Genomic DNA, 22,792 nt, shown 5'->3' on the forward strand with positions numbered 1-22,792 from the left:
GTATAAAAGTATACACAATCCTCAAGCTGCTAAAATTAAAGTATATATACAGTTATTTCTTAAAATAAATATCTAAACGAGAAAAACAATGATAGAAATTACAATGTCTAATTTTGAATTATATGATCATAGAGCAATAAATTCATACAATACAGTAGTAATAATAATATAAGGAAATAAGTAATTTATGTCATATCAATATGTTTATGAAATGGTTGGTTTAAGCAAAATTATAAATGGTAAACGAATTTTAAAAGAAACAAATTTATCATTTTTACCAAAAGCTAAAATCGGTATAATAGGTCCAAATGGAGCAGGCAAATCGACTTTATTAAAAATAATGGCAGGTATTGATAAAGAGTTTGAAGGTAAAGCAACAGCTAAAATTGGTATAAAAGTAGGATATTTACCTCAAGAACCGTATCTTGATGCTAGTAAAAATGTTTTTGATAATATCATAGAAGGTCTTCATGAAAAGAAAAAACTTATTGATGAATTTAATTATATAAGTAACAAATTTGCTGCTGAAATCGCTGATGAAGAAATGCAAAAGCTTTTTGATAAACAAGCAGAATTGCAAGAAAAAATAGACAATTGTGATGGATGGAATCTAGAACGTGAAATAGAGATCGCAATGCTTGCTTTACGTTGCCCACCAAAAGAAGCAGATATTACAAAAATTTCCGGTGGAGAAAAAAGAAGAGTGGCTTTATGTAAATTGCTTTTAGAGAAACCTGATATGTTGTTACTTGATGAACCTACAAATCATTTGGATGCAGAATCAGTTTCTTGGCTTGAGGATTATTTAAAGCATTATGAAGGTACTGTAATAGTAATTACCCATGATCGTTATTTTTTAGATAATGTTACAGAATGGATATTAGAAATAGATCGTGGAAATTGTATACCGTGGGAATTAAATTATAGTTCTTGGCTTGAGCAGAAGCAAAAAAAATTAGCTTTAGAAAGTAAAGAAGACGATGATAGAAAAAAACAATTGAATCGTGAACTTGAATGGATTCGTCAAACTCCAAAAGCTAGACAATCAAAAAATAAAGCACGTATTACAGCATATCAAGAGTTATTAAATAAACAACAAGAACAAAAAACTGATCCTACTCAAATAATTATACCTAACGGACCTCGTTTAGGTGATCTTGTTATTGAAGCAGAACATATAGCTAAAAAATTTAATAATAAAATATTATTATCAGATTTTAGTTTTAAAGTTCCACGTGGAGCTATTGTAGGAATTATTGGACCGAATGGAGCAGGTAAGTCTACTTTATTTAATATTATTACAGGTAAAATAATGCCAGATAGTGGTTCTATTAAAATTGGTCAAACGGTAAAATTAGGTTATGTCGATCAATCACGGGATCATTTAGATGATAATAAGACTATATGGGAAGAAATTTCAGAAGGTCTAGATGAATTACAACTTGGTAATAGAATAATTAAAAGTAGAGCTTATTGTGCAGCTTTTAATTTTAGAGGCGGTGATCAACAAAAAAAAGTTGGACAACTTTCAGGTGGAGAACGTAACAGAGTACATTTGGCAAAATTACTAAAAGAAGGAGCAAATGTTATATTATTAGATGAGCCGTCTAATGATTTAGATATTGATACGTTAAGAGCACTTGAAGATGCTATTTTAGATTTTGCAGGTTGTGTATTAGTGATTAGTCATGATAGATGGTTTTTAGATAGAATAACCACTCATATTATATCATATGATAAAGAAAATAATGCTACATGGTTTGAAGGAAATTATCAAGATTATCATGAATATATGCTAAGTACTAACGGGGAAAGTATTTTAAATCCAAAATATAAACATAAGAAATTAATATAAATATGTCTTTAACGCAAATATTATTAATTTTGTTTGTAGGAATATTGGTAACAAAACCGCATGATATTTTTATAATTATTAAAGAATTAAAAAAAATAAAAGCGTATTTAATTAATATTAAGTCATCTATTGTAAAAAATATAGATGAACCGTTAGAAACAGAGCAGGTAAATTTTTATTTAAAAAAAATTATTAACCTAGAAGGTTATTATCATGGTAGTTATGATTTAACGACAATAAAAGAAAAATATTATACACTAATAATTAATAATGACTTAATAGAAAATGAATCAGTGCCTGATATAACAGAGAAACACTAATCCGTGCCTCGCTCAATTGATTAAATCTAAGAATTATGCAAAAAGTAGTAAAACTTAACAATATCAAAATAGGAAATGATTTACCGTTTGTTCTAATTACAGGGCCTTGTCAGATTGAAGGAAAAGATCATGCGTTGTTTATGGCAGAAAAACTTGTTAAATTAACTAGCAAGCTTGAGATTCCATTTATTTATAAATCTTCTTTTGATAAAGCTAATAGAACTTCCGTACATGGGATTAGAGGAGTTGGTATTGAGAAAGGTTTAGAAATTTTATCAAAAGTAAAATCTGAATTCGATTGCCCTATTGTTACTGATGTTCATTCAGAGAGTCAATGTACTGCAACAGCTGAAGTAGCAGATATTTTACAAATTCCGGCATTTTTATGTAGACAAACCGACTTGCTTCAAGCTGCAGCAAAAACAGGTAAAATAGTAAAAGTAAAAAAAGGACAGTTTCTAGCTCCGTGGGATATGAAAAATGTACAAACAAAACTAGAAACTTTTGGAGTAAAGGATATATTATTTACAGAGCGAGGAGCATGTTTTGGCTATAATAACTTGGTATCTGATATGCGTAGTCTTGCAATAATGGCAGAGTTAAATGTACCTGTAGTTTTTGATGCCACACATTCCGTTCAGCAACCGGGTGGGCTAGGAGGCAGTACCGGCGGAGAAAGAAAATATGTAGAGTTACTTGCAAAGGCAGCAACTTCTGTAGGTATCGCCGGTATGTATATGGAAGTACATCAAGACCCCGATAACGCTCCAAGCGATGGTCCATGTATGATGAAGTTGGATAATCTAGAGTCTATTCTTATCAAACTAAAAAAATATGATAAAATTACAAAAGAAAAATAACTTCAAATTTTACCTTTCAAAATATATATAAATATCCCCTATTAATTCAATTTTAAAATAGAAGTAATAATTTTTTACAATATAAAAAATAGAACTTTCTTATCGTTAGAATTTCACAAATTCGCCTTTAAATCTTTGTTGTAAATTTACTATTTAGAATTTTTTTAAATAGTATTAATATTGATTTATTCAGCTTATAGATCATAAATGTTTTTATTTATATAAATGCAAATAATTTATAGGTATAATTATTATATGGAATCAAATAAAAGCAGTTGGCAGTACACTGCTTGGTAGTCCTAAACAGAAAAATATAAATATAAATGATTTTTGACGGAGTAAATAATAATATAAAATTAAAACCTTATCAAGTAACCGATAATGTAGAATCTAATAAAGAACAAAAAAAATATTATAAAGAAGCATTAGAATGGCTTGATAAACTTACGGGATCGCAAGCTGAGCATATTATTATATCTATAAATGAAATAAAAGCCAATGCTCATTATTATTGAGGTATGATCTATGAAAATAGTAAATCGGAATTAGATTGGTTTAGAGCAATAAGAGAATATATTAGTACTCATTTCAAGGTAAGTTTAAGTATAGACTCGATATAGTTTATTCTTAGAGAAATTTTTAACATCCCTAAGAATAAAAAAGAAGTAGAGCATTATCTATCTTTAAAAAAAGATCTTTATATATCTTTAGAAGAATTTTTACTTAAATTAAATTTAATACCGCTAGCTGCTTTTGAATATTTAAAGGCTGCAAGTATAGCTAGCCCTCAGGAAGAACAAAAATTATTGTTAAAAGTTCATAAAGTTTATAGTACGGAGATGGAGGAAAATACTGCTTTTATACTCTCAATGCTTGACAAAGGTAAGATGGAAGATCTGAGTATAGTTACTAAAGAGGCTGACAGAACAAAATTTTTAAGTGATACACAGACTATAATAAATGATTTTATTTCACTGCCGGAGCTGCAAGCCAAGGAGTGGCCAGAAGTCAAAATCAAAATGAGCAATTGACTAATAATCAACAAGAAGTAAACAAATTCCAATTAATACAGGACATAGGCATTGGGTAAATATGAGATAATGATACAAATAAGATAATATTTACTTATAATGATCCTTTGGGCAGATCGTTAAATGATCATCCTGACTTAGTAAAACTTATTACCGAGGTTTGCTCTGATGCAGAAATAATGGATTTCAAAACTCAACAACAAGAATAAGGAAATACTTAGGACTAAGGAGTTTTGGTATGCGATGATTTAATAAGCCAATCTCAAGGCCTTAAAATTCTCTCTACGGAGCAATGTAAAGGACAAGGACTAAATTTAAGAAAATCTCAAGCTGAAACATTAAAATAAAGTTTAATAGCTCTCAACAAGTCCAAGTGTTTATATTAACATTAGGTAGTAATGCTTCAGATAACGAAGAAGATAAAGATAATAACGTTAATAGTAATGAAGTAGAGCGTCCTCCTTATGATAATAATGACGAAGTTGAGGTAGGTTGGAGCAACTATGCAACTTAATGATTAACATTAAAAGTTTGACGTTGCGATGTCATTGCTGCTGTTGCAGGAATGACATCGGCATTCTAATAACAATGCCCACTCGCAATACTTGCATTTACACCGAGAAAGAATTACCGCAGCCGCATTTTGCTTTAGCTTGCGGATTACTAACGTTGAAATATGAACTGCCTAGTTCTTCTATAAAATCAAGAGTGCAATCTAGCATAAATTTTTGAGAGATAGGATCAATAATAATTGTAGCATTATGTTTAGTAATGACATAATCATCTTGCTCTATATTATCTTTTGAGACTAGTTCATAATTATACATAAGTCCTGAGCAACCGCCGCTATCAACCGAAACTCGCAGTACTAAATTCTTATCTTTTTCTAGCTTTACTAACTCGCAAACCCGTTCAAAAGCTCTATCCGTAATTGTTATCGTCACTTAAAATTACCTTGTAAAAGTCTCATAAATTATATAGTATATCTTGATATTTTTCAAGTTGGCTTTGTTGTGTGGATACCCAATCGGCATTGCGAACAGCCGTAGGCTGCGTGGTAATCTCATGAAATAATAACAAACTCCTGAGATTGCTATGCAATTTCCTCGCAATGACGAAAAGTTAGAACCACAACAACGTCTTTCAAAATAAAGGATAACGATGCTTGCTTCATACGCTTCTGATCCTCTTAAAAGTAGGGGAAGATTATATAAGGAAATCCCGACCTCTTATAGAAACGAGTTTGAACGTGATCGTGATCGCATTATACATACTAATGCATTTAGGCGTTTGCAATATAAAACTCAAGTTTTTATTAATCACGAGGGAGATCATTACAGAAATAGGCTAACTCATTCTCTAGAGGTTTCGACTGTTGCACGTTCGGTCGCTAGTACTTTAAATTTATCAAATGATTTAGCTGAGACAATAGCACTTGCTCATGATCTTGGGCATACGCCTTTCGGTCATGCGGGAGAGCGGGCTTTAAATGAATGTATGAGAGAGTATAACGGCTTTTCTCATAATGCTCAATCTTTAAAAATACTAACATTACTTGAAAAAAGATATGCGGCTTATAATGGAGTAAATTTAACATGGGAAGTTTTAGAAGGAATAGTAAAACATAACGGTCCTATACTAGGCGAGATAAATGAATATATAGCAGAGTATAATAAGCAAAATGATTTAGAACTTAGTACCTATGCATCAGCAGAGGCTCAAATAGCAGCTCTTGCCGATGATATTAGCTATATTTCGCATGATTTGGAAGATAGTATCGGTGCTAAAATTATCGATTTTAATAGTCTTGCTGAACTTAAATATATTGATCAACATGTTGTTGAACTCAAGTCAAAATTTAAAAATATTAGTTCCTCATGTCTGATTTATGAGGTAGTACGTAAGCTAATACATGAGTTAATTACCGATTTATTATGGCAAACAAAAGAAAATTTAAATAAAGAAAAAATTACTAACATAGATGAGATACGTAACTTAAATTATCAGATAGTGGATTTTACGGAAAAAACTAATAAAAATATTAAGGAAACTAAGAAGTTTCTTCATGAGCGAGTTTATAAAAGTAATAAAATTACGGCCATCAGCCTTAAATGTACTAAAATCGTACAAGGGCTGTTTAAGGTTTATATGGATGATATTAATTTATTGCCGGTTAATTGGAAAATGCTAATAGACTCTAATGAAACATATAGTAAAGCTAGAGTTATTGCTGATTATATAGCAGGGATGACTGACCGTTTCGCCATTCAGGAATATAATCAGCTCTGCTCGACTTCCTACATAACTTGCTTCTAAGGGTAATTTGTGCGTCGCTGCGGTGCTGCGTTCTGTGTCTCCTACAAATTCCTCCTTATTAGCAAGCGTTTGTAAGAATTCTATTCGCTGAATTTTAATAACATTTAATAATTATGAACATATTTAATCAATTGAAACAAGATATAATTGTGGCAAGCAAGCAATTATATAATAATCAAGCAATAGCAAATACTGCTACTATTGACATACCGAAAGATAGTTTTAACGGTGATTTATCAAGTAATGTTGCAATGATTATTGCAGCTAAAGAAAGTATTGCTCCTCGGGAAGTGGCTTTAAAATTTAAAGAAGTCCTTATAACATTACCTTATATTGCAAGTATAGAAATAGCAGGACCGGGATTTATTAATTTTACTATAAAAGCTGATAGTTGGCAGGCATCAATAAAGGATATTTTACAGCATGAAGAAAAGTTTTTTGAAATTGATATAGATAAAAGCAGAAATATTAACATCGAGTATGTTTCGGCAAATCCCACCGGTCCAATGCATATAGGGCATGCTAGGGGTGCGGTATATGGTGATGTGCTAGCAAGGATTTTGCAAAAGGTAAGTTATTCCGTTACAAAAGAATATTATGTTAATGATGCAGGCTCACAAATAAATGATTTAGTTAGTACTGTATTATTACGTTATAAAGAAGCTTTAGGTGAGCAAATTACTATCCCTGCCGGGTTATATCCGGGAGAGTATTTAATTCCGCTTGGGCAAATTTTAGCGAAAGAATACGGCAATAAATTATTAACGATGAACTATGATGAAAGGTTCAAAATAATTAAAAGTTTTGCCGTAGAAAAAATGCTTGATTTAAATAGAAAAGATTTAGCAGATTTAGGGATTAAACATGATATATTTTTCTCTGAGCAATCATTGCATGATAAAGGTGAGATAGAGGAAACAGTTAAACTACTGGAGAGTATGGGGCTAATTTATGAAGGTACGTTACCTGCCCCTAAAGGTAAAATTCACGAAGAGTGGGATAATAGAGTTCAAAAATTATTTAAATCTACTAAGTACGGTGATAGTCAAGATCGTCCTATAGAAAAAGCTGATGGAAGTTGGTCTTATTTTGCTTCTGATCTTGCATATGCTAAGGATAAAATAGAGCGGGGAGCGAATCACTTAATTTATGTACTGGGTGCCGATCATAGTGGATATGTTAAAAGAATTGAGGCAATAGTTAAAGCTTTAGGTAAGGAGCAGGTTAAAGTGGACGTTAAAATCTGTCAATTGGTTAATTTCGTTGAAAACGGTGTGCCGGTTAAAATGTCAAAACGTCTTGGGAGCTTTGCTAGTGTGCAAGACGTAAATAATGAGGTGGGGAAAGATATCATAAGATTTATGATGTTGACTAGACAAAATGATAAGCCACTTGATTTTGATTTGGTAAAAGTGAAAGAACAATCAAGAGAAAATCCTATCTTTTATGTACAATATGCACATGTGAGAACGATATCTATTTTATCAAAAGCTAGAGAATTAATGCCTGAATCTTATAATAACTTTGAATCAGGTAAGTATGATTTATCTTTATTATCCTCTGAAGAAGAAATTGAGATTATAAAACTTTTGGTTAGCTGGACAAAAACATTAGAAGCATCTGCAAAATATTTTGAACCGCATCGCATCGCATTTTATTTAATAAATTTAGCCTCAAAATTTCATTCTATGTGGAATTTCGGTAAAGAAAATAGCGAGTATAGATTTGTAATTGAGAGCAATAAAGAATTAACTCTAGCACGCCTTGCTCTTGCAAGTGCCATACAGAAAGTTATAGCTAGCGGTCTCGAAGTGATAGGTGTAGAACCAATGAACAAAATGTAGTTAGGTTTTCATCGTCATTGCAAGGAGGTATTGCTCATGTGGATACCGAGTCGTCATTGTGAGCAGCCGTAGGCTGCGTGGCAATCTCATGAAATAATACTCCTGAGAGTGCTTCGTCAAAACTTACAATTTTTCCTAGCAATGACGTTTTTCTATTATCAAATTACTAAATATGATCAATAATATTTTTATTAAAATATTGCTAGTATTTTTAGTATGTATGTCCGCTATTTATTTTGGTTATCAATATTATCAGAATAGCAAGCCGGTAATTACTATTTATCCTGATGAGCTGCCTACAAAAATAAAACCGTCTATAATAGCAAATAACCAAATAGCCGCAGTACATAGTACAATATATGAAAATCTTATTGCTAAAGATACAAATATTAAAACCGTAAAATTGCTTCCTGACCCTGAGAAACCTATGAGTATAGATTCTCGCAACCAAAGTCAAAGCGATGAATCTTTTGATGAAATATCTAACCTTATTGCATTAATAGAGCCAAATAATAACTCCAAAAATGAAACGGATTTAAATATAATAAAGCTTGAAAAAGGAAGTAAAGATAAGGTTAGTAATGCTAAAAATTGTAAAAATAATGAAAGTTATAAAGTACAACTAGGTTCGGTAAAATCTGAAGCAGAAGCAATGAAAGAAGGGGAAAGAATAAAAAAGCAATTCCCAAAAATTCTTAAAAATGTTGTTATCACAACCAAAAAAGTTAAATATGACGATGGCAAATTTTTCTATTTAATCTTAGCCGGTGATTATGGTAGTTTTAGTCAAGCTAAAGCGGTTTGTAAGAAATTAGCTTATAATAAGCAGAGTTGTGTGTTGAAGTGATATTTGTATACTCTTATGTCATTCCTGCGAAAGCAGAAATCTATCATAAAGCGAGCTTTTAATTTTAAGAATTTGCTGTGTTTATACTTTTTTTCTGGATTCCTGTTTTCGCAGGAATGACATAGAGAACCACGCAACAACGACTATAAATAAAAACTAAATAACTTATGAAAGAAGCTAAAATAGAAAATATTGACTTTGGTAATGCATTATCAGAGCGTTATCTTGCTTATGCGTTATCAACAATTATGTCACGTTCACTTCCTGACGTACGTGACGGACTCAAGCCTGTACATCGTAGGTTATTATACGCAATGCTACAGTTAAGGCTTGAGCCGAATTCCGGCTATAAGAAATGTGCGAGGGTAGTCGGTGACGTAATAGGTAAATACCACCCGCACGGTGATGTGGCAGTGTATGATACCTTGGTACGCCTTGCTCAGCATTTTTCGTTGCGTTATCCTTTAATTGATGGGCAGGGTAATTTCGGCTCTATCGACGGTGATAATGCAGCAGCTATGCGTTATACCGAATCACGTATGACGGACATATGTACGTTATTAATGGAGGACATCGATAAAGATACGGTAGATTTTCGCCCTACTTATGATGGTTCCGATTTAGAACCGGTAATAATGCCGGCAAGTTTTCCGAATTTACTAGCTAATGGTTCTGAAGGGATAGCAGTCGGTATGGCAACCAATATACCGCCGCATAATTTACATGAGCTTTGTGATGCTCTAATACATTTAATTAACTATCCGAAAGCTGAAATTAACGATATAATGAACTTTGTCAAAGGTCCTGATTTTCCGACCGGCGGCATAATTATTGATAAAGCTGAAGTTATTAATGCTGCATATACTACTGGACGTGGTAGTCTTAGAGTGAGAAGCAGATGGGAAAAAGAGGAGCTAAGTTACGGTACATATCAGATAGTTGTAACCGAGATACCTTATCAGGTTCAGAAATCAAAACTTATAGAACAAATAGCAATATTACTAAAGGATAAAAAAATTCCCCTTGTTAGCAATATTAGAGATGAATCAACAGACATTATAAGGTTGGTTATAGAGCCGAGAGATCGGGGATGTGATCCGCAAATAGTTATGGAATCTCTATTCAAGCTAACGAATTTAGAAAGCCGCATTCAGTTAAATATGAATGTGATCGGCAGTAATAACGTGCCGAGAGTAATGAATATTTTAGAGATTTTACAAGAGTTTCTATATCATAGACAAAATATTGTTACTCGCAGATCAACTTATCTTTTAAACAAAATCAAGCATCGTTTAGAAATTCTAAAAGGGCTTAGGATAGCTTATCTAAATCTTGATGAGATAATTACAATTATTCGTGAAGAAGATGAGCCAAAAGCGATAATAATGGAGCGGTTTAAACTAACCGAAATACAAGTAGAAGCGATATTAAATACCCGTCTTCGCTCGCTTCGCAAGCTTGAAGAGCAGGAAATTATTAATGAGCATAGTAATTTGCAGAAACAACAAGCTATATTAGAAGAAATTCTAAATAATCCTAAAGAACTATGGAAAATAGTTAAAAAAGAAATCAAAACAGTACAAACGAAATTTGGATTAAATACGGTAATAGGAGCAAGGCGTACAAGCTTTGAGGAAGTAACGTTTACTAATCAAGTAGTTGATATAACGGCTTTCATTACTAAAGAGCCGATTACTATTATCTGCTCAAAAATGGGGTGGGTGCGTTCGTTAAAAGGTCATAACACCGATTTATCGACTATCAAATATAAAGAAGGTGATGCAGAAAAATTTATTTTAGAAGCTTACACGACTGATAAAATATTAATAGTTAGTTCAGAAGGCAGATTTTTTACTTTGCTTGCCGATAATATTTCCAAAGGTAAAGGAACAGGGGAATCTATAAAGCTACTTGTGGATATAGGTAATAACGATATTACGAATATTTTAGTCTATAAACCTGATCAGCTTTTATTACTTGCAAGTAGTGTAGGTAAAGGGTTTTTAGTTAATTCAAATGAAGTAATGGCTCAAACAAAAACAGGAAAGCAAATTATGAATGTACCGGATGGTCATGTATGTATAGCTTGTTTACCTGTAAACGGTGATAGTATTGCTTGTATCGGTGAAAGTCGTAAATTATTGGTATTTAATATAGATGAAATACCTGAAATGAAAAAAGGGCAAGGTGTAACGCTGCAAAAATTTAAGAATGCTAAGCTTCTAGATATTAAAATATTCAATAAAGAAGACGGCTTAGGTTGGAATAACAATGGAAAAGTAAAACTTGAGAAAAACATTGTTGCATTTTTAGGCAAAAGAGGTAGTACCGGTAAATTACCTCCTATGGGCTTCCCAAAAAATAATAGATTTTCATCCTATTAATATAGGAGGGAAAAGATTTTCATTGTCCTCTGATGCTGGTTTTCGATGTTCTGAGTTACATATCTTTAGAGAATTATCCTGTTGCATATTAAAAAACTTCAATGCTGCCTCAAAATCCCTGTCTTTTGTATAGACTTTCTGAATATTTAAAGCATGTAATATTGTAAATATTTTTTAAGTTGGAACTAGAAACAAAATTATATGTATCTTTAAATAATAATTTAGAAGCGGTTGCATATCTTGTAACTGCTTTTAATCCATTTACAAAGGAATATCCTGAGCTTGTAAATTGAGCATGATTCATAGTGTTACTCCTGTTTTAAAATAATAAAAATCATATATCACATGATTACCATATATTGTGGTTGCATCACAATATATGGTAATCAGAGAAAATCAATATCTAAAAATAAAAAAGTAAAATATATAATTTTATTTAATCAAAAGGCAGTATAAAATAAATTTTTCAAGTTTTGGGCCGGTACTTGAAGTACAAAAGCTAAGCATAATTTGACAAGAATTAGAGTACTGTAAGCTAATAGAATGGTTTAAAGATTTAACAGAAGAGAAAACAAGATTATTACAACGACGGAACAAAGTTTATTGATAGTTCAATTAAAAAAAATATAATAATCAAGGCATAAGCTTACTCTAAGCCTTGATTATAATAGTGATGGCAATTAATTTGTAAATAATTAAAACTTAAGTTTTGTACCTATAAGACCAACAGTACCTCGTGTTGTTTTACTAGGTGCTTCAGGGTAATATACAGGTTTACCTTTAGCTTGGAAATGAGAAATTTCAGCATATGGTAATAAACCAGGCATGATCTTATATTCAGTAGCGAGGCTTACAGCATCAACGGTGTTTTTATATCTTGAAGTTTTAAGATATTCAAGACTTGTTTTTATAGGTCCTTGTCCATAAGCAATTGCTCCATTGTAATAATAGGTATCACGACCGACTTTATAATATTCCTTCGCGGTTAAGCTTTTACCTAAATTACCATAAGAAGCACCACAAGAGAAATTACCATAAGTAAATACAGCTCCAAGATTATATGCTTTTAAATTAGAAAGTTTATAGGTATTAAGCACTTGAATTGTAGTTCCGTCCATTTTAGCATGAATAAGACGACGAGCAGGTTTACCGTATTCTCCGGTGACAGATAGTTTTAAGTCTGCATCTTCGCTAATTTCATGTTCATAAGTTAAGCCGGCAGAAAAAGCATCCCTAATATTCTGATTAATAGTCATGGTTTCGTTATTCTCTAATTTAACCGTCTTTATTCCGGTTTTAGAAACACTAACTCCGTTTCTGCCTGAGCTTTCAAGCGTTAAATTATTTATATCTCTATTACCGCCTGTATTAGCAGTATCGGGAGTATAAGAAACTCCGGCTTGGAAGCCTTTCATTTTAGGCGTGAAAAAATTCAATCTTCTAGCTCTCTCAGCTTTATCATTGATTTGATCAAAAGAATTAGAGTATGACTCAAGATAAAAGCTAGCATTAGTATCAAAATCCGATTTTAAACCATTATATCGCATATATTGACCGTCAAGTAGAGCATATCTAGACCATCCTCCGGTACCTGCAGTTACTTGATTACCGGTAATACGCAACTTAGCGCTTGCATCAGCAGGAGAGCCTAGTTCTACTTTACCGTAACTAGTTTCAATAAATATATGTGACCCATTATAACTTGTAGAGGTTTTTACTTTTGTAGTAGGCTGAAGCACTATTTTAGCACCTGCTATTACATCATTGATAGTTTTAGCAATAGTGGCCGCAAACGCTGCTTCCGTGTAAAACCCTAGCTTTTTCCTGTTATCAGTTACATTTTTATCAAATAAAATTAAGTGATCCTGTTTAATATAACCGTTTTCAAATAAATAGAATCCTTCTAATTTTATTTCAGTATCAGAATTAGAAATAACAGGTGTTGGATTTTCTTCGGCAAGACCAGCCGATGCAAGGCAAATAATACTTGCAGCTAATAATAATTTTTTCACTTTAATAATAGCTCCTAATAAATTTAAATAAAATTTACTAATACAAAGTAAATTTTTAGTATTAATAAATATAAATTAACTATATTAATATAATAATTCTTTTCAGAATTGACAATAAAAAACTATTTTAATTTGTAATAATTTAATTTTAAATATATAATGTTGTATTATTATCACTATCATTATTCAAGTAATCTCAGACTTATAGTTTTAAAGAAAAATTTTGTATTGTAAATAATTATGAGTTATAATCATTAGTTTATTAATTAAATCAAGTTGTGATTATGGCTATAATGTCAGATAAGTGGATAAAAGAAGCTGTGATAAATCACAGTATGATAAGGCCCTTTGCGGAAAAGCAGGTAAGAGTGCATAATAAAGAAAAGATTATTTCTTACGGCTTATCTTCTTACGGCTATGATGCTAGAGTATCTAATGAATTTAAAATATTCACCAATATAAATTCTACTACGGTTGATCCAAAAAATTTCAGTGAATATAATTTAGTTGATAGAGAAGTAGATGTGTGTATTATCCCACCTAATAGCTTTGCCCTTGGCAGAACTATAGAATATTTTAAAATACCGCGTGATGTATTAGTTATTTGTGTCGGCAAGTCCACTTATGCAAGATGCGGTATAATAGTAAATGTGACTCCGTTAGAACCGGAGTGGGAAGGACATGTAACTTTAGAGTTTTCTAATACTACTCCATTACCTGCTAAAATATATGCAAATGAAGGAGCTTGTCAGTTTTTATTTTTAAAGAGTGATCAAATTTGTGATACTTCATATGCCGATCGCCAAGGAAAATATATGAAACAAGTAGGCGTAACTTTACCGCTAACATAACTTTTTTATGTAGAAAATTATATTAAATTTTTAACAAGGATTTTTATGAGTACAATAAACACTGATACTAATGAGACAATGCCGCATATTTCCGTTAATGCACAATATATAAAAGATTTATCTCTTGAGAACCCTTCTGCCCCGTCTTCTCTTGCGGCTTTGGATCAACGCCCTCAAATTGATTTATCTCTAGATATAAATATTACTAATTTATCGGAAGAAAGTTTCTATGAAGTAGAGTTAAATATCGAGGCAATTGCAAGAAATGAGAAATATAAATTATTTCAGGTAGAATTAAAATATGCTGGAGTATTTAATTTAATTAATATTGATTCTGAACAACATCCGGTTTTATTATCCGTTCATTGTCCGGCAATGATATTTCCATTTGCCAGAAAAATTATAGCTAGCTGTACTCAAGATGCAGGATTCCAGCCTTTAATGATTGATCCTATAGATTTTGGTGCCTTATATCATAAGAAAATGTCAGAGCATCAAAACTAAGAAAATCATTTAATTATTTAATACATTTCATTTTAAACGCCATGGTTTTTAAACCACAGATAGAGCTTAATAGTAAAAATTTTATCAAGATTAAATATTCTTTACTTATATTATTAATGAATGTATAAAGCACTAGATAAAAAATTATAATTTAGTTAACAATAATTACCTGTAATTAAATTATAGCACAATATAAAAATTGAATTTTATGGAGAAAAATAATGCGAGTTTTGTTAATTGAAGGCGAGCCGGAAATGGCTAACTTAATTGAACTAACTTTAGCTTCAGAAGGGATAGTTTGCGATAAAGCTTCAGTTGGTGTAGAAGGTTTAAGACTTGGTAAAGTTGGTGGTTATGATCTAGTAATCTTAGACCTTATGTTACCGGATATTAATGGTTTTGAGATATTACTAAGATTGCGTGCTGCAAAAATAAAAACCCCAATCTTAATTTTATCTAGCTTAACGGATACGTATCAAAAGATTACTGATTTCTCTTCCGGAGCCGATGATTATCTAACCAAGCCGTTTGTAAGAGAGGAATTAATTGCTAGAATTAAAGCTATAGTTAGACGTTCTAAAGGTCATGCAGCATCAGTATTTAGGTTTGATAAGGTTAGTATAAACCTAGATACTAGAAGTGTAGAAGTTGAAGGCAAAAAAGTACATTTGACGAACAAAGAATATGCTATTTTAGAGCTATTAATACTCCGAAGAGGAACTATCTTAACTAAAGAAATGTTCTTAAATCACTTATATAGTAGTGTTGATGAACCGGAAATGAAAATTATTGACGTATTTATTTGTAAACTTCGTAAAAAGTTAAGTGATGCTGCCGGCGGTAGAGATTATATCGACACAGTATGGGGACGTGGTTATATGCTAAAAGAATATGATGAGTTACAACAAAAAGAAATTTTAGCACAAGGAGCATAATTAATGCCTTTATCTACTTCTTTACTTGGTAAAAAAAGTACTTATAAAGATAGTTATGATGTGACTTTATTATTTAAAATTCCACGTATAAATAATCGAAACGAACTTGGAATAAATAGTAATAATCTTCCGTTTTATGGTGTAGATGTTTGGAATACATATGAACTATCTTGCCTTAATAAGAACGGTAAGCCATGGGTTGGAGTAGGAACTTTTTATATACCGACGGATTCTGAAAATATAGTAGAATCAAAATCATTTAAATTATATCTAAATTCTTTTAATAACTTTGTTGTTGAATCAGTAAAAGAACTAGAAAGAATTATCTTGCAGGATCTAAGTAATGTTACACACGCTAAAGTAACAGGACGTATATTTCCTATAAATACAAAAGTAGAATTTGGTGTTCCAAGTGGTAAAAATATCGATGATTTAGATATAGTATGCAATAATTACGGTGCACCCGATAATAGTTTAATTGAGTATGAAGATGTTTTGGTAGAAGAAGAGATTAATTCTAATTTACTCAAATCAAATTGCCTAGTAACCAGTCAACCGGATTGGGGTACAATCGTTATAAAATATAAAGGAAAAAAGTTAAAATATGATTCTTTTCTGAAATATTTAATATCTTTTAGAAATTGTAATGAGTTTGCAGAGCAGTGTGCTGAGCGTATTTTTACAGATATTCAAAACGCTATAAGTCCTGATTTTCTTTCTATTTATATAGTATATGCTAGGCGTGGAGGAATTGATATTTGTCCCTATCGTTCTACCGATAAAAATTATACTTTACCTAGCGATAAACGATTTATTAGGCAATAATCACTTTTCTACTCCATAAAAACATCCGTTTGTGAGAAAAGTATTGTCAGTGTGGATTGAAAAACGCATCCGTTGTCATTCTGTGGCTTGACCACGGAATCTAGCTTAAAATACTATTAATAGTATTTTAGATTTTTTTGGATCCCGTGGCTTGACCCATGGGGTGACACAGTGGATTTTACCAGTCCATCCAGCAATGTTCTGACTATACAGAAATGACATAAACAAGCCACGCAATAACACTGATCAAGGTGGGGTAACAATCAAAAATAATTCACGTAAGCAAGCTTTTCGCAGGATAGCAGATAGTATAATTTTATGATTCTTTTGTAGGATTTTGTGGAGGCTTTAGGCTTTCTACTATTTTATTCAGGTCTATTTGACTACAGATCCCCAGTAATACGGGATCACGAGGACGAATAGAATTCATATTCCAATGGCTACGGGTTCTAATAGCATCTATAGTAATTTTAGTAGTACCTATTAATTTAATTATTTGATGGTCTTGGATGTTCGGATAATTAGACAATAACCAATATATAGCATCCGGTTTATCTTGACGTCTTGCTATAGGAGTGTATTTAGCACGTTTTTTTTTCTGATTTTTCATCAATTCATCAGCAGGGTTATATGAAATTTGTAAATTAGCATTAGGATCTTTACTGCAACGCTCAATTTCCTCTAAAGTTAACTGACCGTTTGCAATTGGATTTAAACCTTTTATAGAGTGTGCTACTTCACCGTCAGCCATACCTTTTATTTCAAATTCATGAATACCACAAAAATCGGCAATTTGTTTAAAAGTTAAAGAAGTATTTTCAATTAACCATATAGCCGTGGCTTTTGGCAGAAGCGGTAATGTTTTTTGTGAATTCATGATAATGGTTTTTTGGCTTAATTTAAGAAATTATAACAAATAGAGTTATTTAAGTCAATCTTCATTTAGAAACTTAACTATCTCCTCAACTACTTTCTTAGCATCGCCGAATAACATAAAAGTATTATCGTGATAAAATAGCGCATTTTTTATACCTGCATATCCGGATGCCATAGAACGTTTAATAAACAAAATCGTACGTGCTTTTTCGACATCGAGTACCGGCATACCGTAAATTGGACTGTTCGGATCATTTTTAGCAGCAGGATTAGTTACGTCATTTGCACCAATCACAAGCACTACGTCAGTGGTAGCGAAATCTCTATTAATTTCTTCAAGCTCAAGTACTTTCTCATAATCTATATTAGCTTCTGCAAGTAAAACATTCATATGCCCCGGCATTCTACCTGCTACCGGATGTACGGCAAAACGTACATTAATATCTGAACGTTCTAATATATCAACCATCTCTTTTATGATATGCTGAGATTGGGCTACTGCCATACCGTAACCGGGAACAATTATCACCGATGATGTATTAAGTAGTAAATGTGCCGCATCTTCAGGGCAGCTTGTTTTTGCTATTTTATCGTCGTCTATATCCTTGTTAATTCCAGTAGGTGCAGGCAAAAACGCCCCAAAAATAACCTTAATTAATGAGCGATTCATCGCTTTGCACATTATATAGCTAAGTATAGCTCCGCTACTACCGACTAATGCTCCAGTAATAATAAGTAGGCTATTGCTAAGCGTAAAGCCTATACCTGCTGCCGCAAAACCTGAATAAGAATTTAGCATTGAGACTATAACAGGCATATCTGCACCGCCTACCGGTATTATTAGTAATACTCCGATTAACAGTGATAAAAAGACTATTAGATTAAATAAAAATATATTCTCTGAACGAATAAACGATATTACTAGAATAACCAATATTATTGCCGTTAATAAGCATATATATTGCTGACCGTAGAATTTTAACTGGCTACTTTTCATTAAGCCTTGTAGTTTTAGAAAAGCTATAATCGAACCGCTAAAAGTTAAAGCACCGATAGAGACGCCTACTGATATTTCTATTAATGCATTAATCGGTAAACTTCCTGCTATTCCTATAGAAAAATTTTCAGGAGCAAGTACTGTAGCATAAGCTACAAATACCGCAGCAAGACCAACAAAAGAGTGAAATCCCGCTACTAATTGAGGCATTGCTGTCATGGAGATTTTAAGTGCTATAATCCCGCCGATTACAGCACCTAATAATATGGTTGCTATAATGGGTAATTTATGAGTAAAATCCGGTAGGAAAAAAGTAACGATGACTGCTATCGCCATCCCCAAAATACCTATGGTACTGCCTAAACGTGCTTGTTTCTGTGAGGATAAGAATTTGAGTGATAGAATAAAGCAAACAGCCGCAACTAAGTATAATAACTGGATAATTTGTAGGGACATAGGTGAATGTATGTTTATATTATTAGCTATTTAGTGTCATCCCGCGGCTTGACCACGGGATCCAAAAAAAATAAAAAAACTGGATCCCGCGATCAAGTCGCGGGATGACAAATACGCTTCAAGAACCATGCAATAAGGCTAAAAAGTAAATCCTATACCTATAGAAACTATTAAAGGATTAAGTTTAACTTTAGAGGTCATGGTTTTATTACCTACTAAATTCGGTTTATACTCAAGTTTAGGATTTAAGAAAAATTGTCTTACGTCAATATTGATTAAAGTATCGTCTTTAGCATAAAAATCTACACCTATTTGTCCTACGGCACCGTGTCCGTTTCTAATTTTAAGACCGGTAGCTTGAGTAAGCATATAAGAACCGTGATAACCTATACCTATATATGGTCTTATTCCACCGTAAGGAGCTATATGAAATTGTCCGGTAACTGTTGCAGGAATCATATAAATAGGTTTGTTTTTTCCTAGTTTAACATTATCAACGCCATAATTATGAGCAACGGCTGCAAGGGATGTATATTTAGTGCGTAAAACATTAAAGCCAAGTGATAATTCAGTAGCTAAATAATTATTAAAGAATATAGTAGTGGACGCATCACCTCCATAACCGTTTTTTGCCAATTCGCCTACTGAAACAGGTTGAGGAGAGGTAGGAGTAGGTAATCCTTTTTGCTTAGCACTTGAAACAACACCTCCTAGACGTATCTTGAAAACTAAACTGCCTTCGTTTTCGTAATACGGTGTACTATCATAGTCAGAAGCAGAGTCTACATCATCATACATGCTTTTAGCAAAACTATTAATACTTATGGTGGATACAAACAAAATTATCCCTAATTTTTTCACTATTCTTAACATATAATTATAACCTTTACTTGCTTAAAATTGATTACCGTATTATTATATAAAATTTTTGTTTATATATTTATACCATTGTCATAAAAGATAGAATTCTTTTATGCTAAAAGTCAAGACATTTAAGTAAAATTATAGAAATTATTGGAGCATATTAATGAATGATGCATTAAAAACATATTTAACCGGTATAGGTTGGTTTTTACTTAGTTTAGTAAGTAGTAGTGCCAATGATGTAATATCTAAATATCTTGGGACTCGTTTACATAGCTTTGAAGTAGCTTTTTTCCGCTTCTTTTTCAGTAGCATAGTTTTACTACCTTTTGTTGTTTATTATGGTAAAAATACTTTAAAAACAAGTCGTCCTTTTGTACATATATTAAGAGGGTTATTATTATTTTTCGGTATGACTTCTTGGACTTACGGTCTTACCATAGCTCCCGTTACTACTGCAACAGTCGTAAGTTTTTCTATTCCTTTATTTACTTTAATACTTGCCGTATTTTTTCTGAACGAAAATATTATTTGGCCAAGATGGGTAGTTACCGTAGTAGGATTTATAGGACTTGTTATTACGCTTAAACCGCATGCCGAGGATTTTAACCCAGAAATTTTGTATTTTGTATTAGCCGCTATTTCATTTGCTATGCTTGATATTATTAATAAAAAATTCGTAATAAAAGAATCGATGATTAGCATGCTATTTTATTCGGCAATAGTAACTGCTATAGTGTCGTTACCTGTAGCATTGCAGTATTGGCTAACTCCTAGTAGTTTTGAATTAGCTTTATTGTTTGTACTCGGTAGTAGCGGAAGCTTAATATTATTCTTCCTGCTTAAAGCTTTTTCCATGGTAGATGCAACCGCTACCGCTCCTTATAGATATTTAGAGCTGGTGATTTCGGTAATAGCGGCATATTTCATATTTAACGAATTTCCTGATACAAGCACACTTCATGGAGCAGTAATAATAATTCCTACCACCTTGTTTATAATATATTCCGAAAAAAAAGCTATGAATAGAAAACATGAATTGCAGTAAACTAGTATTTTCAAGCGGTATCGCTAACATTTTTGAATGGTATGATTATGTATTATTCGGTTATTTTGCACCCATAATAGGAACAAAATTTTTTCCAAATGATGATGCTAATACTTCTTTACTGCAAGTTTTTTTAGTATTTGCTATAGGTTATTTGGCAAGACCGTTGGGCGGCATATTTTTTGGTGTTATCGGTGATAGATTTGGACGCAAAGTAGCCTTAACTAGTGCGTTATTTTGTATGTCTGCCCCAACCGTATTAATAGGAATATTACCAACTTACCATACTATCGGTATAACTGCGACTATATTAATGATTTGTGTACGAATTCTACAAGGATTATCAATGGGGGGAGTTTTGACCGGCTCTATTTCCTTTGTTATTGAGCATACTAGCCATAAACACCAAGGCTTCACCGGTAGTATTTCAATGTCTAGTATATGCGCCGGTTTATTGCTTGGTTCTTTTGTTTCTTATATCGTTAAGAATATCCTAACAGCTTCACAATTTGATAGTTTTGGCTGGAGAATACCTTTTTTACTTGGTTTTTTTATTCTTTTTGCAGCATTTTATATTAAAAAAAATACACACGAAACACCGAATTTTAAAAATCTAAGAGAGCAGAAAAAGATTTTGCAATCACCGTTAAAAAAAGTCATTACCAATTATTGGTTTGATATATTAATCTCGATTTTTATCAATGCTCCCGGTTCGATAATATTCTATCTAACTACAATTTACTTGGTATCGTTTTTAAAAATCAGCCGCAACTTTACTGAAAATGAGGTAAATAGCCTTGCTAGCGTGTGTTACGTGATTATGATAGTCGTAACTTTATTAAGCGGTTATCTATCCGATATTATAGGTCGCAGGAAAATTTTTGTAATTAATCTGATAATAATTATTGTAACAACGCCATTTTTACTTAATAATTTTGAGAATGGGGGCTTCACAAGTGTAATTATCTCACAATTGATACTTGCTATACTTGCTGCTAGCTATATCGGTCCTGAACCGGCATTACAAGCAGAATTGTATCCTACAAATATACGTAACACTGCTCTCTCTATTTCATATAACACTGCTACAAGTATTTTTGGTGGTACTACGCCTCTTGTCTTTGAATATTTAGTACACAAAACAGGGCATGTAACCTCAGCAGTTTATTATGTCATATTAAGCTGTATTTTTGCATTGATTGCCTTATCTTTTTACAAAAATAGAAGTTTAGATAAAATATGAAAAAAATTACAAAACCTGCAAACCTAGTTGAATTTAATAACAAAATTGTAGTCTTTAAACCTAAGAGTTATTACTATGGCGATGTTTGTGAACATAAAATAACTGCAAAGGGATTAGTCTTTGCCAGTATCTCTGAGGATACATCAATCATTCCAGAACTTGTAAAGAAGTAACTAGTGACGAAGCAATTTCAAGGATAGATCTAGACTTATTCGGTACATATCATAGAGTTACTACGAGTGTAACGGCTGACCTTCTACAATAAGAAGAAAATGGTTGTTTGGCAATGAGGCTTGTTACTGCAGAAGAGATACCCAAATTACACAAGTTAGTACAAGATAATAAAATTATATTAGCATGCCAAACCAAAGAAAAAACACTAAAGATTTTAAGTGATTATTTACAGCAAGAATTTGGGATGCATGCTAATGAAACTACATTAGCATCTTATGATGGGGTACATATAAGTGGAGCGAATTAAGAGATCGAATAAGAGCTTTTTTGTAAAGAGTAAACGAATGTCCAAAATTTTTCTTGATTTAATGACAAATATGTGGCAAAAAGGGTTTGAAATAATCTTGCTACTATAGCTCAGGGGTAGAGCACTTCATTGGTAATGAAGAGGTCGGGGGTTCGATTCCCCCTAGTAGCACCACCACACATCCTAAGCTTGGTGAGTTTTTAACCTTTCTTGAAAAATTCATATGCTGATTTTAGTCTAGTT

General features: G+C 32.3%; 23 protein-coding genes and 1 tRNA gene. 19 read left to right on the plus strand and 5 right to left on the minus strand.

Annotation, left to right across the window (positions count from 1 at the left end; translation table 11 throughout):
- Nucleotides 1-187 precede the first annotated feature (187 nt).
- The 7 genes from ettA (at nt 188) to BTU51_RS08475 (ending at nt 4,580) form a co-directional block, all read left to right on the plus strand.
- A complete protein-coding gene (ettA, locus tag BTU51_RS00535; protein WP_012150314.1) occupies nt 188-1,855 on the plus strand; it encodes an energy-dependent translational throttle protein EttA in 1,668 nt (555 codons plus the stop codon).
- Between the two features lie 2 nt (nt 1,856-1,857).
- Complete coding sequence (locus BTU51_RS00540) at nt 1,858-2,175, plus strand: DUF2672 domain-containing protein (RefSeq protein ID WP_004996813.1); 318 nt, start codon at nt 1,858-1,860, stop codon at nt 2,173-2,175.
- Between the two features lie 35 nt (nt 2,176-2,210).
- On the plus strand, nt 2,211-3,035 hold the full coding sequence (gene kdsA, locus BTU51_RS00545; protein ID WP_012150315.1) for a 3-deoxy-8-phosphooctulonate synthase: 825 nt from the start codon (nt 2,211-2,213) through the stop codon (nt 3,033-3,035).
- A 323-nt stretch (nt 3,036-3,358) separates the two neighbouring features.
- Nucleotides 3,359-3,550, plus strand: coding sequence for a hypothetical protein (locus BTU51_RS00550; RefSeq protein ID WP_012262198.1), 192 nt, complete (start codon nt 3,359-3,361; stop codon nt 3,548-3,550).
- Between the two features lie 291 nt (nt 3,551-3,841).
- Nucleotides 3,842-4,066: a hypothetical protein gene (locus BTU51_RS08990; protein WP_012150316.1), complete on the plus strand. Its 225-nt coding sequence runs from the start codon at nt 3,842-3,844 to the stop codon at nt 4,064-4,066.
- Between the two features lie 107 nt (nt 4,067-4,173).
- On the plus strand, nt 4,174-4,275 hold the full coding sequence (locus tag BTU51_RS10115; RefSeq protein ID WP_012262199.1) for a hypothetical protein: 102 nt from the start codon (nt 4,174-4,176) through the stop codon (nt 4,273-4,275).
- 164 nt (nt 4,276-4,439) lie between these two features.
- Nucleotides 4,440-4,580 (plus strand): hypothetical protein, encoded by a 141-nt coding sequence (locus BTU51_RS08475; RefSeq protein ID WP_012150317.1) that lies wholly within the window; start codon nt 4,440-4,442, stop codon nt 4,578-4,580.
- A 97-nt stretch (nt 4,581-4,677) separates the two neighbouring features.
- Here the strand turns inward: BTU51_RS08475 and BTU51_RS00560 are convergent, their stop codons facing one another.
- Nucleotides 4,678-5,010 carry an iron-sulfur cluster assembly accessory protein gene (locus tag BTU51_RS00560; protein ID WP_012150318.1) on the minus strand — a complete coding sequence of 111 codons (333 nt, stop codon included), beginning with the start codon at nt 5,008-5,010 and terminating at the stop codon, nt 4,678-4,680.
- Nucleotides 5,011-5,227: 217 nt separating this feature from the next.
- On the opposite strand from BTU51_RS00560, the gene BTU51_RS00570 reads away from it, so the two are divergent.
- The 4 genes from BTU51_RS00570 to parC all read left to right on the plus strand — a co-directional run bounded on the left by BTU51_RS00570 (nt 5,228) and on the right by parC (nt 11,457).
- Nucleotides 5,228-6,382 carry a deoxyguanosinetriphosphate triphosphohydrolase gene (locus BTU51_RS00570; protein WP_012150319.1) on the plus strand — a complete coding sequence of 385 codons (1,155 nt, stop codon included), beginning with the start codon at nt 5,228-5,230 and terminating at the stop codon, nt 6,380-6,382.
- Between the two features lie 113 nt (nt 6,383-6,495).
- The gene (gene argS, locus BTU51_RS00575; protein WP_012150320.1) at nt 6,496-8,226 is read left to right on the plus strand and encodes an arginine--tRNA ligase; all 1,731 of its coding nucleotides are present in this window, start codon (nt 6,496-6,498) and stop codon (nt 8,224-8,226) included.
- 172 nt (nt 8,227-8,398) lie between these two features.
- Nucleotides 8,399-9,073 carry an SPOR domain-containing protein gene (locus BTU51_RS00580; protein WP_012150321.1) on the plus strand — a complete coding sequence of 225 codons (675 nt, stop codon included), beginning with the start codon at nt 8,399-8,401 and terminating at the stop codon, nt 9,071-9,073.
- Nucleotides 9,074-9,240: 167 nt separating this feature from the next.
- Nucleotides 9,241-11,457 (plus strand): DNA topoisomerase IV subunit A, encoded by a 2,217-nt coding sequence (gene parC / locus BTU51_RS00585; RefSeq protein WP_012262202.1) that lies wholly within the window; start codon nt 9,241-9,243, stop codon nt 11,455-11,457.
- Nucleotides 11,458-12,152: 695 nt separating this feature from the next.
- On the opposite strand, the gene BTU51_RS00590 is transcribed toward parC, so the two are convergent.
- Nucleotides 12,153-13,469 (minus strand): porin, encoded by a 1,317-nt coding sequence (locus BTU51_RS00590; RefSeq protein ID WP_012150324.1) that lies wholly within the window; start codon nt 13,467-13,469, stop codon nt 12,153-12,155.
- Between the two features lie 284 nt (nt 13,470-13,753).
- Here BTU51_RS00590 and dcd point away from each other — a divergent pair, with 284 nt between their 5' ends.
- From dcd to queF, 4 genes are all read left to right on the plus strand, one after another.
- Complete coding sequence (gene dcd / locus BTU51_RS00595) at nt 13,754-14,320, plus strand: dCTP deaminase (RefSeq protein ID WP_004996797.1); 567 nt, start codon at nt 13,754-13,756, stop codon at nt 14,318-14,320.
- A gap of 45 nt (nt 14,321-14,365) precedes the next feature.
- Complete coding sequence (gene secB, locus BTU51_RS00600; protein WP_012150325.1) at nt 14,366-14,824, plus strand: protein-export chaperone SecB; 459 nt, start codon at nt 14,366-14,368, stop codon at nt 14,822-14,824.
- Between the two features lie 221 nt (nt 14,825-15,045).
- Complete coding sequence (gene ctrA / locus BTU51_RS00605) at nt 15,046-15,759, plus strand: response regulator transcription factor CtrA (RefSeq protein ID WP_012150326.1); 714 nt, start codon at nt 15,046-15,048, stop codon at nt 15,757-15,759.
- A 3-nt stretch (nt 15,760-15,762) separates the two neighbouring features.
- Entirely contained in the window at nt 15,763-16,584 is an 822-nt protein-coding gene (queF, locus tag BTU51_RS00610; RefSeq protein ID WP_012150327.1) for an NADPH-dependent 7-cyano-7-deazaguanine reductase QueF, read from the plus strand.
- 316 nt (nt 16,585-16,900) lie between these two features.
- Here queF and BTU51_RS00615 read toward each other — a convergent pair whose 3' ends face one another.
- The 3 genes from BTU51_RS00615 to BTU51_RS00630 form a co-directional block, all read right to left on the minus strand.
- Nucleotides 16,901-17,461 carry a cell cycle transcriptional regulator TrcR gene (locus BTU51_RS00615; protein ID WP_012150328.1) on the minus strand — a complete coding sequence of 187 codons (561 nt, stop codon included), beginning with the start codon at nt 17,459-17,461 and terminating at the stop codon, nt 16,901-16,903.
- A 54-nt stretch (nt 17,462-17,515) separates the two neighbouring features.
- Entirely contained in the window at nt 17,516-18,913 is a 1,398-nt protein-coding gene (locus BTU51_RS00620) for an NAD(P)(+) transhydrogenase (Re/Si-specific) subunit beta (protein WP_012150329.1), read from the minus strand.
- 138 nt (nt 18,914-19,051) lie between these two features.
- Nucleotides 19,052-19,786 carry an OmpW family outer membrane protein gene (locus BTU51_RS00630; RefSeq protein WP_012150330.1) on the minus strand — a complete coding sequence of 245 codons (735 nt, stop codon included), beginning with the start codon at nt 19,784-19,786 and terminating at the stop codon, nt 19,052-19,054.
- 154 nt (nt 19,787-19,940) lie between these two features.
- Between BTU51_RS00630 and BTU51_RS00635 the strand changes: the two genes are divergently transcribed.
- The 4 genes from BTU51_RS00635 (at nt 19,941) to BTU51_RS00650 (ending at nt 22,723) form a co-directional block, all read left to right on the plus strand.
- Nucleotides 19,941-20,825: a DMT family transporter gene (locus BTU51_RS00635; RefSeq protein WP_012150331.1), complete on the plus strand. Its 885-nt coding sequence runs from the start codon at nt 19,941-19,943 to the stop codon at nt 20,823-20,825.
- Nucleotides 20,812-22,068, plus strand: a complete 1,257-nt coding sequence (locus tag BTU51_RS00640) for an MFS transporter (protein WP_012150332.1) — start codon at nt 20,812-20,814, stop codon at nt 22,066-22,068. The genes BTU51_RS00635 and BTU51_RS00640 overlap by 14 nt, the downstream gene beginning before the upstream one ends.
- A 280-nt stretch (nt 22,069-22,348) precedes the next feature.
- Nucleotides 22,349-22,549, plus strand: a complete 201-nt coding sequence (locus tag BTU51_RS00645; protein WP_012150334.1) for a hypothetical protein — start codon at nt 22,349-22,351, stop codon at nt 22,547-22,549.
- Between the two features lie 99 nt (nt 22,550-22,648).
- Nucleotides 22,649-22,723: transfer RNA gene (locus tag BTU51_RS00650), tRNA-Thr, on the plus strand.
- Nucleotides 22,724-22,792 lie beyond the last annotated feature (69 nt).

It is taken from the genome of Rickettsia rickettsii, from assembly GCF_001951015.1.
Lineage (GTDB): Bacteria > Pseudomonadota > Alphaproteobacteria > Rickettsiales > Rickettsiaceae > Rickettsia > Rickettsia rickettsii.

Excerpts from the sequence above, each read along its gene's own strand:
- ettA (WP_012150314.1), top strand. The coding sequence starts at position 188 with ATGTCATATCAATATGTTTATGAAATGGTTGGTTTAAGCAAAATTATA.
- BTU51_RS00540 (WP_004996813.1), top strand. The coding sequence starts at position 1,858 with ATGTCTTTAACGCAAATATTATTAATTTTGTTTGTAGGAATATTGGTA.
- kdsA (WP_012150315.1), top strand. The coding sequence starts at position 2,211 with ATGCAAAAAGTAGTAAAACTTAACAATATCAAAATAGGAAATGATTTA.
- BTU51_RS00550 (WP_012262198.1), top strand. The coding sequence starts at position 3,359 with ATGATTTTTGACGGAGTAAATAATAATATAAAATTAAAACCTTATCAA.
- BTU51_RS00570 (WP_012150319.1), top strand. The coding sequence starts at position 5,228 with ATGCTTGCTTCATACGCTTCTGATCCTCTTAAAAGTAGGGGAAGATTA.
- argS (WP_012150320.1), top strand. The coding sequence starts at position 6,496 with ATGAACATATTTAATCAATTGAAACAAGATATAATTGTGGCAAGCAAG.
- BTU51_RS00580 (WP_012150321.1), top strand. The coding sequence starts at position 8,399 with ATGATCAATAATATTTTTATTAAAATATTGCTAGTATTTTTAGTATGT.
- parC (WP_012262202.1), top strand. The coding sequence starts at position 9,241 with ATGAAAGAAGCTAAAATAGAAAATATTGACTTTGGTAATGCATTATCA.
- dcd (WP_004996797.1), top strand. The coding sequence starts at position 13,754 with ATGGCTATAATGTCAGATAAGTGGATAAAAGAAGCTGTGATAAATCAC.
- secB (WP_012150325.1), top strand. The coding sequence starts at position 14,366 with ATGAGTACAATAAACACTGATACTAATGAGACAATGCCGCATATTTCC.
- ctrA (WP_012150326.1), top strand. The coding sequence starts at position 15,046 with ATGCGAGTTTTGTTAATTGAAGGCGAGCCGGAAATGGCTAACTTAATT.
- queF (WP_012150327.1), top strand. The coding sequence starts at position 15,763 with ATGCCTTTATCTACTTCTTTACTTGGTAAAAAAAGTACTTATAAAGAT.
- BTU51_RS00615 (WP_012150328.1), bottom strand. The coding sequence starts at position 17,461 with ATGAATTCACAAAAAACATTACCGCTTCTGCCAAAAGCCACGGCTATA.
- BTU51_RS00620 (WP_012150329.1), bottom strand. The coding sequence starts at position 18,913 with ATGTCCCTACAAATTATCCAGTTATTATACTTAGTTGCGGCTGTTTGC.
- BTU51_RS00630 (WP_012150330.1), bottom strand. The coding sequence starts at position 19,786 with ATGTTAAGAATAGTGAAAAAATTAGGGATAATTTTGTTTGTATCCACC.
- BTU51_RS00635 (WP_012150331.1), top strand. The coding sequence starts at position 19,941 with ATGAATGATGCATTAAAAACATATTTAACCGGTATAGGTTGGTTTTTA.
- BTU51_RS00640 (WP_012150332.1), top strand. The coding sequence starts at position 20,812 with ATGAATTGCAGTAAACTAGTATTTTCAAGCGGTATCGCTAACATTTTT.